This window comes from Burkholderia territorii, from assembly GCF_902833055.1.
In the GTDB taxonomy this organism is placed as follows: Bacteria; Pseudomonadota; Gammaproteobacteria; order Burkholderiales; family Burkholderiaceae; genus Burkholderia; species Burkholderia territorii.
In genome coordinates this window covers 40830-53426 of the sequence record NZ_CADFEJ010000025.1, presented here as the reverse complement: position 1 = coordinate 53426, position 12597 = coordinate 40830, and the positions used below count along the sequence as shown (strand labels likewise).

The following is a 12597-nucleotide window of genomic DNA, read 5'->3' as shown; positions in this document are numbered from 1 at the left end:
GATATTCCGAGGAACAACGATGCTGCTTGCTCAAATCAGCGATCTTCACATCAAGCGTCCGGGCCAGCTCGCGTACCGGCGCGTCGACACCGCGGCCGCGCTCGCGCGCTGCATCGCGAAGCTGAACGCGCTGGTGCCGCGCCCCGACGCGGTGCTCGTCACGGGCGACCTGACCGACTTCGGTCACGACGACGAATACCGCCATTTGCGCGACCTGCTCGCGCCGCTCGAGATTCCGTATTACCTGATGGTCGGCAACCACGACGATCGTGCGGGGCTGCGCCGCGCGTTCGCCGATCGCGCCGAATTGCAGGACGGCGAATTCGTGCAGTACGCACTCGACGTCGGCGCCGTGCGCGTGCTCGCGCTCGATTCGCAGGTGCCCGGCGCGAGCCACGGCGATCTGTGCGACGCGCGACTCGCGTGGCTCGCCGCGCAGCTCGACGCCGCGCGCGACCGGCCCGTGATCGTCGCGCTGCACCATCCGCCGTTCGCATCCGGAATCGGACACATGGACGCGCTGCGCCTCGCGCCCGCCGCCGCCGCGAAACTCGATGCGCTGCTGCGCGGCCATCCGAATATCGAACGCGTGCTGTGCGGCCACGTGCACCGGACGATGTTCACGCGCTTCGGCGGCACGCTTGCGTCGGCCGTGCCGGCGCCCGCGCACCAGGTCGCGTTCGACTTGCGGCCGGACGCGCCTTCCGCGTTCCGGCTCGAGCCGCCGGCGTTCGCGATGCACGTCCATACGCCGGAAGCGGGCGTGGTGTCCCATCACGTGTACGTGGACGAAGGCGACGGGCCTTATCCGTTCTATGAACCGAGCGGCGAACTGGTGGACTAAACGCGCGCGTCGCGCGCGATGACGGGCGGGTGCGGGCGGTCGCCGCTGCAGACCGTTGGATGGCGGCGGATCGGCGGCCCGCGGCGCGCGGCCCTGCTGCCCGGTCGTGGCGGCCCGGCCGGCAGGATTCGCCGTGCTCCGGTATGATCGGCACCCTCGATCGGCACCCGGCGCCTGCGCAACCGATGCAGGGCCGCCCGCCCAACTCCGTTCCATTGCCGCCATGTCCGCCGCCTCCACCGACCGTCCGACCGACGCCGCCTCGCCCCACTACTCGCGCAGCCTGCTGTTGCTGCTCGCGACGATCGCGGGCGTGTCGGTCGCGAACATCTATTACAACCAGCCGCTGCTCGACAGCTTCCGCTCGGCCTTTCCCGACGGCGCGTCATGGATCGGCGCGGTGCCGACCGCGACGCAGCTCGGCTATGCGGCCGGCATGTTCCTGCTCGCGCCGCTGGGCGACCGTTTCGATCGTCGCGGGCTGATCCTGATGCAGATTGCGGGCCTGTCGCTCGCGCTGATCGTGGCCGCGACGGCGCCGTCGCTGGCCGTACTCGCCGGCGCGAGCCTCGCGATCGGCGTGCTCGCGACGATCGCGCAACAGGCAGTGCCGTTCGCGGCCGAAATCGCGCCGCCGGCCGAGCGCGGGCATGCGGTCGGTACCGTGATGAGCGGCCTGCTGCTCGGCATCCTGCTGGCGCGCACGGCGGCCGGCTTCGTCGCCGAATATTTCGGCTGGCGGGCGGTGTTCGGTGCCTCGGTCGCGGCGCTCGTCGCACTGGCCGCGGTGATCGTGCTGCGGCTGCCGCGCAGCTCGCCGACGTCGACGCTGTCGTACGGCAAGCTGCTCGGCTCGATGTGGCACCTCGCGGTCGAACTGCGCGGGCTGCGCGAGGCATCGCTGACGGGCGCCGCGCTCTTCGCCGCGTTCAGCGCGTTCTGGCCGGTGCTTACGCTGCTGCTTGCCGGCGCGCCGTTCCACCTCGGCCCGCAGGCCGCGGGGCTCTTCGGGATCGTCGGCGCGGCCGGTGCGCTGGCAGCGCCATACGCGGGCCGTTTCGCGGACAAGCGCGGCCCGATCGCGATCATCTCGCTCGCGATCGGGCTGCTCGCGGTGTCGTTCGTGATTTTCGCACTGTCGGGGACGAGCCTCGTCGGGCTCGTGATCGGCGTGATCGTGCTGGACGTCGGCGTGCAGGCCGCGCAGATCTCGAACCAGTCGCGCATCTACGCGTTGAAGCCCGAAGCACGCAGCCGCGTGAACACCGTCTACATGGTGTGCTACTTCATCGGCGGCGCGCTCGGCTCGTCGGCCGGCGTCGCCGCGTGGCACGCGTTCGGCTGGCTCGGCATGTGCGCGGCGGGCCTGCTGTTTACCGCGCTCGCCGGCTGGTTCCACCACCGCGGCGCACGGCACGGCTGAACGCCGGCCCTCGCGGGCATCACGCGTCGGCGCGAGACGCGGCCGGTTCGTCGGCGGGCGGAAGCGTGAATGCCGGCGCGGGATCCATGACGGCCGCCGGATCCACGACGGCGCCCGGTGCCGGCACCGCAAGCGGCACCGCGGAAGGCGTTAGGATCGGCGCCGCGTCCGGCGTCGCGGCCTGTTCCGGTGCCGGTGCCGCCGCCGCAACCGTTGATGATTCGACGGCCACGGTTGCCGCAACCGATGACGCATCGGCGGCCGCGCGCGCCGCGGGCCGGCGCGCCGGATCGAACACGAACGACAGCCCGACACTGCCGAGGATCGCGATCGTCGCGATCACGGTCGCCGTCGTCACGGGCTCGCCCAGCATCAGCGCGCCGAGCGCGACCGCGACGATCGGGTTCACGTACATGCAGCTGCTCGCGATGATCGGGCTCGTATGGCGAATCAGGTAGCCGTAGGCGACATACGCGGCCATCGTGCAGAACACCATCAGGTACAGGAACGCGAACACCGGACCGACCGCGACCTGCTCGATGCGCTCGCCCATCAGCCACGCGGCCATCGTGGACATCAGCCCGCCGAGGCCGATCTGCAGCGACGTCGACAGGAACAGGTCGGACGGCAGCTTGAGCCGCGTCGCGAGATGCGCGCCGCCAGCCCAGAACAGCGCGCCGGCAAGCACGCAGATCGTGCCGAGCGCCGAGTTCGCGGCGGCCGCGCCACCCGAATTCAGCACGACGATACCGACCATCCCGAGCGCGACGGCCGCCCACTCGCCCTTCGTCACCGGACGCCCGGCGACCGCCGCGATCACGGTCGCGAACAGCGGCACCGTCGCGACCATCACGGCGGCCGAGCCGCTGCTGACCGTGCGCATCCCGAGCGCGATCGTGCCGGACGAAAGCGCAACCAGCATCGTGCCGACGATCGCCGAGTTGCGGATTTCCAGCAGCGTCGGCCATTCGGGCTTGCGACGCAGCGCGAAGATGAACAGGCCGATCCCGCCGAGCAGGTTGCGCAGCCCGGACAGCAGCAACGGCGGGAACGACTGCAGCGCGAAATGCAGGCCGCTGTAGGTCGAACCCCAGACGAAATAGATGAATACCAGGGCCAGTGCGACACGGCCGCCGCGGCTTTGCGGCAGGCGGATCCGGATCGGCAGGCGGGCGAGGAAATCGAGAAGGCGATCGAGCGGTGTCATCGTTCAGCCCGCCTGCACGGCGTGCCGCGTGCCCCGCTGCAAGACGCCGGCGATGCCGGCAAACGCCCCTGACGGGACGAGGAAGGCGGAGACGAACGTGCGGAACGACATGGCAGTGCGAACGGCGACGAAGAGAACCGGCAAGCGGCGGCAGAGGGTCGAAAAACGTGCGCGGACCGCTTTGGCCGCGCACGCTCGGCATTATGGCATCAAGGATTCGAAAGCATCGCCAGACCTGTCTGAAAGGATATCGACTGACGTTTCGGCGCGACATTTTTCGGGATCCGGACCAACGCGATCAGGGCCGGACACGCGCAGCGCGGGCGCCGCGGACATCACCGGCGGTCCTTCCGCGCCCATCGCGATCGATCCATCGGCCTGACGGCCAGTCATGCGCTGCGAGCGTTGCTTCGCGCTTATGGTGACGGTCGGCCTGCCCGTCCGGGCGGACATTTCATTCGTTCAACCCGCGCACTGCGCATACAAAATTTTGTATAATCCCACCATCCTTCCGCCGAAGCCGGTGGTCTTCGTCGGCAGCGCACTGGACGCGCTGCGCGGCTTTCCGATGCCCGCGCGCCGCGAAGCCGGTCACCAGATCGACCAGGTGCAGCGTGGCCTGGCACCTGACGACTGGAAGCCGATGCGCACCATCGGTGCCGGCGTGCGGGAAATTCGCTTGCGCGATGCGAGCGGCGCATTCCGGATCATCTACGTCGCGACCTTCGTCGACGCGATCTACGTGCTGCACTGCTTTCGCAAGCAATCGGCGCGCCCCTGCAAGACCGATATCGAACTGGCCACCCGGCGCTATCGCGCGCTGGCGATCGAGAGGAAACGATGAGTAACGAACGCTATACGAATGTCTGGGACGCCATCGAGAGCCAGCCGGCCGAGGCCGAGAACATGAAGCTGCGCTCCGCGCTGATGATCGCGCTCAAGCAGCGCATCGCACAGCTCGAACTCAGCCAGGCCGAGGCCGCGAAGCGGCTGGGCGTCACGCAGCCGCGCGTGTCCGATCTGCTGCGCGGCAAGATCAATCTGTTCGGGCTCGACGCGCTCGTGAACATGGCGGCGGCGGTCGGCCTGCGCGTCGATCTGCAGGTAAGCGAATCCGCGTGACGCAGCCGTGAAGCACGGCGGGCGCGGGCGCACCCCGCCGCTCACGATCCGCCGAACCAGTTGTATCCCTGATCGACCCAGTAGCCGCCCGGAAAGGTATCGGTCACGAAGATTTCCATGATGTGCTTCGGATTCTTGTAGCCGAGCTTGGTCGGCATCCGCAGCTTCATCGGAAAGCCGAACTCCGGCGGCAGGCGGCGGCCGTCGTAGTCGAATGCGAGCAGCGTTTGCGGATGCAGCGCGGTCGGCATGTCGATGCTCTCGTAGTAATCGTCCGCGCATTTGAAGCCGACGTATTTCGCATGCGTATCGGCGCCGACGCGCGCCAGGAACGCGCCGAACGGCGTGCCGCCCCAGCGGCCGATCGCGCTCCACCCTTCCACGCAGATGTGCCGCGTGATCTGCTCCGCGTGCGGCAGCGCATACAGCTCGTCGAGCGTCCACACTCGCTTGCCCGTCACCCGGCCAGACAGCACGAGCCGGTACGTCGATGCGTCGACGTGCGGCACGTCGTCGATGCCGTAATACGCGTTGAACGGGAACGGCCGCGTGATGTCGGCCTCCGTATAGGTCGGCGCGAGCCGCTCGCCGCTGAACAGCCACGCCTGCACGCGATCGTTCATGCGCGACACCTTCTCGAGGAATGCGTTGACCGACGCGTCGTCCTGCAGCGTGCAGCCGGTCAGCATCGTCAGGCCGCCGAGCGTCAGCACGCGCCGGTTGAACAGGCGCCGCGACGGCATCTCGAGTTCGCGGCGCACGTCGAGCTCGAGCGACTTGCGGTCGAGCGTCCAGCCCGGCCGACCACGGTTGTTTCCGGATTCCGACATGATGAATTCCTTCGCCCGCGGCATGCGGGTCAGCGGCCGCGCAGCATCGCGAGCAGCGAGCGCGGCACCAGCAGCGCCATCGCGACGTGTACGACGAAAAACGCAACGAGCAGCGACATCGCCCAGAAGTGCACGACACGCGCGTTGTCGTAGCCGCCGAACAGCTCGCGCAGCAGCGGAAACTGCACCGATTTCCAGATCGTGAGCCCCGACAGCACCAGCACGATCAGATCGACGATCGCGGTCAGGTACGCGGCCCGCTGCACCGCGTTGTAGACGCTCAGGTCGTCGTGCGACAACCGGCCGCCCAGTGCCGCGCGCACGTCGCGCCATATCGATGCCGGCGAGACAGGCAGCATCTTGCGCGCGAGGCGCCCCGTCGCGATCGACATCGCGAGGTAGAACAGCCCGTTGCCGACCAGCAGCCACATCGCCGCGAAATGCCATTGGAGCGCGCCGCCCAGCCAGCCGCCGAGCGTGATGCCGTGCGCGAACGTGAACGGCGGATAGATCGGCGACGCATCGTAGATGCGCCAGCCGGACAGTGCCATCAGAATCGCCGCGAGCGCGTTGAGCCAGTGGCTCACGCGCACCCACAGCGGATGAATCGTGCGCGCGGGCGGCGTGGCAGCCGCGTGCCCGGCAGCGGGAACGGTTTGCATGATGAAGACTCCCGGAACGTAGCGGCGGTGCGCGACGCGCGCGCGGCCTCGTGTGCCGCCTGCGCGGGCCGCGCGCCACCGCGTGGGTCAGTTCGACGGCGCCATCTTGTCGCCCGACGTCGACTTGCCCATCGCGTCGTGCGACATCGCGTCCTTCTTCATCGCGTGCTTCTTCATCGCGTCTTTCTTCATCGCACCGTCCTTCGCCATCGCGTCGTGGCCCATTGCGTCCTTCGACATCGATGAGCCCTCCTTCGACATCGCGTCGTTCTGCGCATATGCACCCGTTGCGACCATGGCGAAACCGGCGACACAGGCTGCGATCAGTACTTTTTTCATGACATCTCTCCGAAACATGGGTTTGAGGAGCCGAATAGAAGGAGGACGTCGCGGGATATGACAGTCGTTTCGAGAATTTTTTTTCAGGGACCGTCGAAACCGCTGCATTGCTGCACCGCGCCGTCATTGTCAGCGGGGCCGCAGGGCCGCGCGGCGGTGCAATTGAGCGCGGCTTGCGCGGCGGGCGCTCGCCCCGCATTGCTGCAAGCGCACCGCGGCCACCGGTCCGCCACCGGTTGAAACCGCCGCGAAGCCAGTGTATCGTGTGCGCTGCTAACGCGGGGGTCCTGCAATGCGTTCGGTCAAACAACCGGCATTGCGGGTGAGAAATACCCTTTGAACCTGATCTGGATAATGCCAGCGCAGGGAAGCGTACGGATTTCACCGCCATCCTTCTGACGAAATCCGCCGCCTCACCAAGCCTCGTCTCCTGCTTAGCTCGAGCCCCACATTCGTCAAGGGCTCCGGGCAAGCGCCGTGGCGCCTGTCCGGCGCTCACACAGGAGATTGCATGAACGCCAATCCGAAATTTCTGTCCGCGGACGCGCACGTCGACGCCGCCGCCGTCGCCCCGCTGCCCAATTCGCGAAAGGTTTATGTAACCGGCTCGCAGCCCGACATCCGCGTGCCGATGCGCGAGATCACGCAGTCCGACACGCCGACCGGCTTCGGCGGCGAAAAGAACCCGCCGATCTACGTGTACGACACGTCGGGCCCGTACACCGATCCGGACGCGAAGATCGACATCCGCGCGGGCCTGCCGGCACTGCGCCAGCGCTGGATCGAAGCGCGCGGCGACACCGAGGTGCTCGACGGCCTGTCGAGCCTGTACGGCCGCGAGCGAGCCGCCGACCCGGCCACCGCCGACCTGCGTTTCCCGGGCCTGCACCGCAACCCGCGCCGCGCGCAGGCCGGCAAGAACGTCACGCAGATGCACTACGCGCGCCAGGGCATCATCACGCCGGAAATGGAATACATCGCGATCCGCGAGAACCAGCGCCGCGCCGAGTACATCGAGAGCCTGAAGTCGAGCGGCCCGAACGGCGCGAAGCTCGCCGCGATGATGGGCCGCCAGCATCCGGGCCAGGCATTCGGCGCCGCGGCCTTCGGCGCGAACGCACTCGCCGAGATCACGCCCGAGTTCGTGCGCGACGAAGTCGCGCGCGGCCGCGCGATCATTCCCGCGAACATCAACCACCCGGAATCCGAGCCGATGATCATCGGCCGCAACTTCCTGGTGAAGATCAACGCGAACATCGGCAACTCGGCCGTCACGTCGTCGATCGGCGAGGAAGTCGACAAGATGACGTGGGCGATCCGCTGGGGCGGCGACACGGTGATGGACCTGTCGACCGGCAAGCACATCCATGAAACGCGCGAGTGGATCATCCGCAACAGCCCGGTGCCGATCGGCACGGTGCCGATCTACCAGGCGCTCGAAAAGGTCAACGGCAAGGCCGAGGACCTCACCTGGGAAATCTTCCGCGACACGCTGATCGAGCAGGCCGAGCAAGGCGTCGACTACTTCACGATCCACGCGGGCGTGCGCCTGCAGTACGTGCCGCTCACCGCTAACCGGATGACGGGCATCGTGTCGCGCGGCGGCTCGATCATGGCGAAGTGGTGCCTCGCGCATCACAAGGAAAGCTTCCTGTACGAACACTTCGAAGAGATCTGCGAGATCATGAAGGCGTACGACGTGAGCTTCTCGCTCGGCGACGGCCTGCGTCCCGGCTCGATCTACGACGCGAACGACGAGGCGCAGCTCGGCGAACTGAAGACGCTCGGCGAGCTCACGCAGATCGCGTGGAAGCACGACGTGCAGGTGATGATCGAAGGCCCCGGCCACGTGCCGATGCAGCTGATCAAGGAGAACATGGATCTCCAGCTCGATTGGTGCAAGGAAGCGCCGTTCTACACGCTCGGGCCGCTGACCACCGACATCGCGCCCGGCTACGACCACATCACGTCGGGCATCGGCGCCGCGATGATCGGCTGGTTCGGCACCGCGATGCTGTGCTACGTGACGCCGAAGGAGCACCTCGGGCTGCCGAACAAGGACGACGTGAAGGAAGGCATCATCACGTACAAGCTCGCCGCGCATGCGGCCGACCTGGCCAAGGGCCACCCCGGCGCGCAGGTGCGCGACAACGCGCTGTCGAAGGCGCGTTTCGAGTTCCGCTGGGAAGACCAGTTCAACATCGGTCTCGACCCCGACAAGGCGCGCGAATTCCACGACGAGACGCTGCCGAAGGATTCGGCGAAGGTCGCGCACTTCTGCTCGATGTGCGGCCCGCACTTCTGCTCGATGAAGATCACGCAGGACGTGCGCGAGTTCGCGGCGCAACAGGGCGTGTCGGAAACCGAGGCGCTGAAGAAGGGAATGGAAGTGAAGGCGGTCGAGTTCGTGAAGACCGGCGCCGAGATCTATCACCGTCAGTAAGCCGGCAAGCGAACGCGGCGGCCCGCACGGGCCGCTTCGCTTCGTGGAGCACGGCACGAAGCCCGCCATCAGGCGGGCTTTTTTCTGCGCTGCGCGCTCGCATGCGGTGTACCCGCCGGCGCAAGCGAAACAATTGATTACGAAACCGCCCGAGCCTTAACAAGTCCTTACAACCGCCGCTCGGAACGCGCGTAGATTGAATTCATGCGCGGCCGTCAGGCGGTCGCGCGACCTCCGTTCACTACCACAAGGACAACGATCATGAACCATTCGATTCGGCGTTTTGGGGTATGCGCGCTGCTCGTCGCGACGGTGGCCAGTCTCTCGGCCTGCGATTCGATGACACGACGCCAGCGCGATACCGCGATCGGTGCCGGTGTCGGCGGCGTCGCCGGCGCGGCGATCGGCGGCAACGCGCTGTCGACGCTGGGCGGTGCGGCAGCAGGCGGCATCATCGGCAACCAGGTCGGCAAATAAGCCGGCCGGCTTACCCGGCTGCCGCGCGACGCGCGGCAAGCGCCGGCCTGACGGCGTTTCCGCGACGCGGAAGCGCCGTTTTTCACATCCGGCGCCGCAACATCCCGTAGCGGCCCGGAAATGATCCGTTACCGTTTAGCGCACCTTGTCATCGCCGCGCGGCCTAAGCTTAAGCATCTGCCGATTGCCGGCCCCGCCGGAGAGACATCATGAACAGGACCTTCGTCGCCGCGGCGTTCGCGTGCACGACGCTCGCCGGCTGTTACTACCCTTACGGCTACTATCCGTCCGGTTACTACGCGGCGGCGCCGGTGCAGCCTGCGCCGGTATACGTCGATCCGGGCCCCGCGTACTACTACCCGGCCCCTGCGTATGCGCCGGCCTGGGGCGGCTACTGGGGCCCGGCGGTGTCGCTCAATTTCGGCTTCGGCGGACACGGCGGCTGGCACCATCATTGAGCCGCCGGCTGCCCGGCCGGGCCACGTCGCCGACGGGCCGACTTCCCGGTTCTTGTCATTTCATCCGATCGTGAAACGACGGCGCGGGAACACATGTAAGATTCTTCGCATCCCGTCCCCTCGCCGCCACGCTCGATGTCGCCCAAAAACGCCTTTCTGCTGACCGTCCTCGCCGCCCTGTGGGGCGCGTCGTTCCTGTTCATCCGGATCGGCGTCGCCGACTTCGGTGTCGCGCCGTTGATGGCGCTGCGCGTGGGCATCGGCGCGCTGTTTCTCGCAGGCTTCGCGCTGACGCGCTTCAAGCCCGCGGAGCTCGGCGCACAGCTGCGGCGTCGCGCGTGGCCGCTGTTCGTCGTCGGCGCGCTGAACTCGGGCATCCCGTTCTGCCTGTTCGCGTTCGCCGAACTGACGCTGTCTGCCGGCGTGACGTCGGTGATCAACGCGACGACGCCGCTGTGGGGCGCGCTCGTCGCGTATCTGTGGCTGAAGGACAAGCTGTCGCTGCCGCGCGCGCTCGGCCTCGTGATCGGCTTTGCGGGCGTCCTCACGCTCGTGTGGGACCAGATCGCGAACGCGCACGGCAGCACCGGCGCCAGCGCGACCGCGCTCGCCGCCGTCGCCGCGCTCGGCGCGACGCTGCTGTACGGCATCGCGGCAAACTACACGAAACGCACGTTGAGCGGCGTCGACCCGCTCGTCAATGCGACCGGCAGCATGATAGGCTCGACCGTGCTGCTGCTGCCGTTCGCGATCGCGACGTGGCCCGCGGCAGCCGTCGGCATGCACGCCTGGGGTGCCGTGCTCGCGCTCGGCATCGCCTGCACGGGCATCGCGTATTTCATCTTCTTCCATCTGATCGCGCATGTGGGCCCGGCCCGCGCGATTACCGTGACGTTCGTGATCCCGGTATTCGGCCTGCTGTGGGGCGCGCTGTTCCTCGGCGAACACGTATCGCTCGTGATGATCGAAGGTTGCGCGATCGTGCTCGTCGGCACCGCGCTGGCGACCGGCGTGATCAAGCGGATTCCCGGGCTCCGCCCGCGCGGCGGCGAAGCGGCCTGAACGGCGGATGCGGCCGGTGCCCCGCCGGTGCGGATTTCCCGCGCCGCACCGGCCGCCGATCCTCGAGCGCCGCATGTCGCCTGTGCGCGACGGCGCGCGTCGAGTTTCGCGTGACGCAATGCAGCCGCGCGGCTTTCCGGCCCGTCCGTATTTCTTGCGCGCGATGCGCGCTGCACGCGCGGCGCTGTCGCCGCATACGCGAGCAGCGAGCCGCGCGTGTCGTGTTCCCGGCCGCACAGCCGCGTCCAGCCGTCGGTGTAGCGTTTGCGTCTGGAGTTACCCTGATACGCGCGCGGCACCATTGCCGTTACACTCGCAATATCCATCCGCAGAAGGCGGTTACGATGCACCACGATCTTTCGCGTCCACCTGCGCGTGCGACGGCTTCTGCGTGGCGCGTACGATGCTGCCCCCCGATCGCCCCCGGGCATCGCTGACATGAAGCCCTCCCGCGATCTCTCGCTCGACTCCCTGCTCGAACGCCTCACGCCGACGCCCAGCGGCTGGACCGCCACGTACCGCGAGACGACGCTGCGCAGCGTGTTTCAACCCGTGCTGTCGATCACGCACAAGCGCGTGGTCGGCTATGAAGCGTTGCTGCGCGTCGTGGACGAGAACGGCACACTGGTTTCGCCGGTCGCGCTGTTCGACAGGACACGTGCCGCTGCCGAAGCGTTGCTGCTCGACCGGCTCGCCCGCTGCCTGCATACGGCCAACTTCGTCGCGCAAGGCATCGGCGACGGCTGGCTGTTCCTGAACGTGACGCCGCGCGTGCTCGATTCGGGCCTTGTGCAGCGCGAATTCGTCGAAGCGCTGTGCCGTCATTTCGCGCTGCCGCCGAACCGCATCGTGCTGGAAGTCGTCGAGCAACCCGCGCGCGACGAAGCGGCGCTCGCCCGCACGATCGACATGATCCAGCACCGGGACTTCCTGATCGCGATCGACGATTTCGGCACCGGGTTCTCGAATTTCGACCGTGTATGGCGCACACGTCCCGATATCGTGAAGCTCGATCGGTCGCTGGTCGAACGCGCGAACGCGTCGGCCGACGACCGTCGCATCATGCACCACCTGGTATCGATGCTCCACCAGGCCGGCGCGATGGTGCTCGCCGAAGGCGTCGAAAGCGACGACGCGCTGCAGACGCTGATGGAGGCCGACATCGATTTCGTCCAGGGTTTCCAGTTCGGCCAGCCCGACGCCTCGATCGCGCACGCGAGTGCCGCGGCGCCCGCGATGCTCGACGCCGCGTGGCAACGCTTCATCGCCCGCCGGCATGCGCCGGCGATCGCCGAGCAGCCCGGCTTCGACGCGATCGAGCGGCTCGTGCTCGCCGGCGCGGCCGCATTTTCCGCGAGCGGCAATCTGCAGGACGCCGCTCAGCGCGTATTCGCGGTGCCGGCCGCGCGCCGGGTGTTCGTCACGGACGAGATCGGCGAACAGTTCCTGCCGTCGATCGGCGCGCGTCCCGAGGACGGCCAGACGAGCGGCACGCGGCTTTCGCCGCTGTTTCCGGAGACGCACAGCAACTGGTCGCGGCGCCCGTACTTCCAGCGCGCGATCGCGGCACCGGGGCGCGTCGCGCTGATGGGCCCGCACTTCTCGCTGACCGAAGGCCGCGATTGCTACACGGCAGCCGTCGCGATTCGCGCGCAAAGCCGCCTCGTCGTGTTCTGCGTCGACTTCGTGCTCGACAGCGCGGGCACCGTGATGCGTTAGCCGACGCCGCG

Annotated in this window: 13 protein-coding genes and 1 riboswitch; of the genes, 9 read left to right on the top strand and 4 right to left on the bottom strand. The window is 67.8% G+C overall.

The window, feature by feature from the left end; translation table 11 throughout:
• The first annotated feature begins 19 nt into the window (after positions 1-19).
• The gene (locus HW466_RS27760; protein ID WP_174905960.1) at positions 20-844 is read left to right on the top strand and encodes a phosphodiesterase; all 825 of its coding nucleotides are present in this window, start codon (positions 20-22) and stop codon (positions 842-844) included.
• A gap of 223 nt (positions 845-1067) precedes the next feature.
• Positions 1068-2267: an MFS transporter gene (locus tag HW466_RS27755; protein WP_151007150.1), complete on the top strand. Its 1200-nt coding sequence runs from the start codon at positions 1068-1070 to the stop codon at positions 2265-2267.
• Positions 2268-2286: 19 nt separating this feature from the next.
• Here HW466_RS27755 and HW466_RS27750 read toward each other — a convergent pair whose 3' ends face one another.
• Positions 2287-3474, bottom strand: a complete 1188-nt coding sequence (locus tag HW466_RS27750; RefSeq protein ID WP_174905961.1) for an EamA family transporter — start codon at positions 3472-3474, stop codon at positions 2287-2289.
• Between the two features lie 490 nt (positions 3475-3964).
• Between HW466_RS27750 and HW466_RS27745 the strand changes: the two genes are divergently transcribed.
• Together HW466_RS27745 and HW466_RS27740 are read left to right on the top strand one after the other, a co-directional pair.
• Positions 3965-4318: a type II toxin-antitoxin system RelE/ParE family toxin gene (locus HW466_RS27745; RefSeq protein ID WP_060348615.1), complete on the top strand. Its 354-nt coding sequence runs from the start codon at positions 3965-3967 to the stop codon at positions 4316-4318.
• Positions 4315-4596 carry a helix-turn-helix domain-containing protein gene (locus tag HW466_RS27740; RefSeq protein ID WP_059449414.1) on the top strand — a complete coding sequence of 94 codons (282 nt, stop codon included), beginning with the start codon at positions 4315-4317 and terminating at the stop codon, positions 4594-4596. The genes HW466_RS27745 and HW466_RS27740 overlap by 4 nt, the downstream gene beginning before the upstream one ends.
• Positions 4597-4637: 41 nt before the next feature.
• On the opposite strand, the gene HW466_RS27735 is transcribed toward HW466_RS27740, so the two are convergent.
• From HW466_RS27735 to HW466_RS27725, 3 genes are all read right to left on the bottom strand, one after another.
• Entirely contained in the window at positions 4638-5426 is a 789-nt protein-coding gene (locus HW466_RS27735) for a molybdopterin-dependent oxidoreductase (RefSeq protein ID WP_059506201.1), read from the bottom strand.
• A 29-nt stretch (positions 5427-5455) separates the two neighbouring features.
• On the bottom strand, positions 5456-6088 hold the full coding sequence (locus tag HW466_RS27730; RefSeq protein ID WP_059769841.1) for a cytochrome b/b6 domain-containing protein: 633 nt from the start codon (positions 6086-6088) through the stop codon (positions 5456-5458).
• Between the two features lie 87 nt (positions 6089-6175).
• Positions 6176-6427: a pentapeptide MXKDX repeat protein gene (locus tag HW466_RS27725; RefSeq protein ID WP_059449417.1), complete on the bottom strand. Its 252-nt coding sequence runs from the start codon at positions 6425-6427 to the stop codon at positions 6176-6178.
• A 270-nt stretch (positions 6428-6697) separates the two neighbouring features.
• A riboswitch (TPP riboswitch) is annotated at positions 6698-6814 on the top strand.
• Between the two features lie 124 nt (positions 6815-6938).
• Between HW466_RS27725 and thiC the strand changes: the two genes are divergently transcribed.
• The 5 genes from thiC to HW466_RS27700 all read left to right on the top strand — a co-directional run bounded on the left by thiC (position 6939) and on the right by HW466_RS27700 (position 12586).
• Entirely contained in the window at positions 6939-8870 is a 1932-nt protein-coding gene (gene thiC, locus HW466_RS27720) for a phosphomethylpyrimidine synthase ThiC (protein ID WP_059449418.1), read from the top strand.
• A 261-nt stretch (positions 8871-9131) separates the two neighbouring features.
• Positions 9132-9347 (top strand): glycine zipper 2TM domain-containing protein, encoded by a 216-nt coding sequence (locus HW466_RS27715; RefSeq protein WP_059449419.1) that lies wholly within the window; start codon positions 9132-9134, stop codon positions 9345-9347.
• A 209-nt stretch (positions 9348-9556) separates the two neighbouring features.
• Positions 9557-9805, top strand: coding sequence for a hypothetical protein (locus HW466_RS27710; RefSeq protein WP_151005185.1), 249 nt, complete (start codon positions 9557-9559; stop codon positions 9803-9805).
• A 135-nt stretch (positions 9806-9940) separates the two neighbouring features.
• Positions 9941-10867 (top strand): DMT family transporter, encoded by a 927-nt coding sequence (locus tag HW466_RS27705; protein WP_059769844.1) that lies wholly within the window; start codon positions 9941-9943, stop codon positions 10865-10867.
• A gap of 438 nt (positions 10868-11305) precedes the next feature.
• Complete coding sequence (locus HW466_RS27700) at positions 11306-12586, top strand: EAL domain-containing protein (protein WP_059789960.1); 1281 nt, start codon at positions 11306-11308, stop codon at positions 12584-12586.
• Positions 12587-12597: the final 11 nt, after the last annotated feature.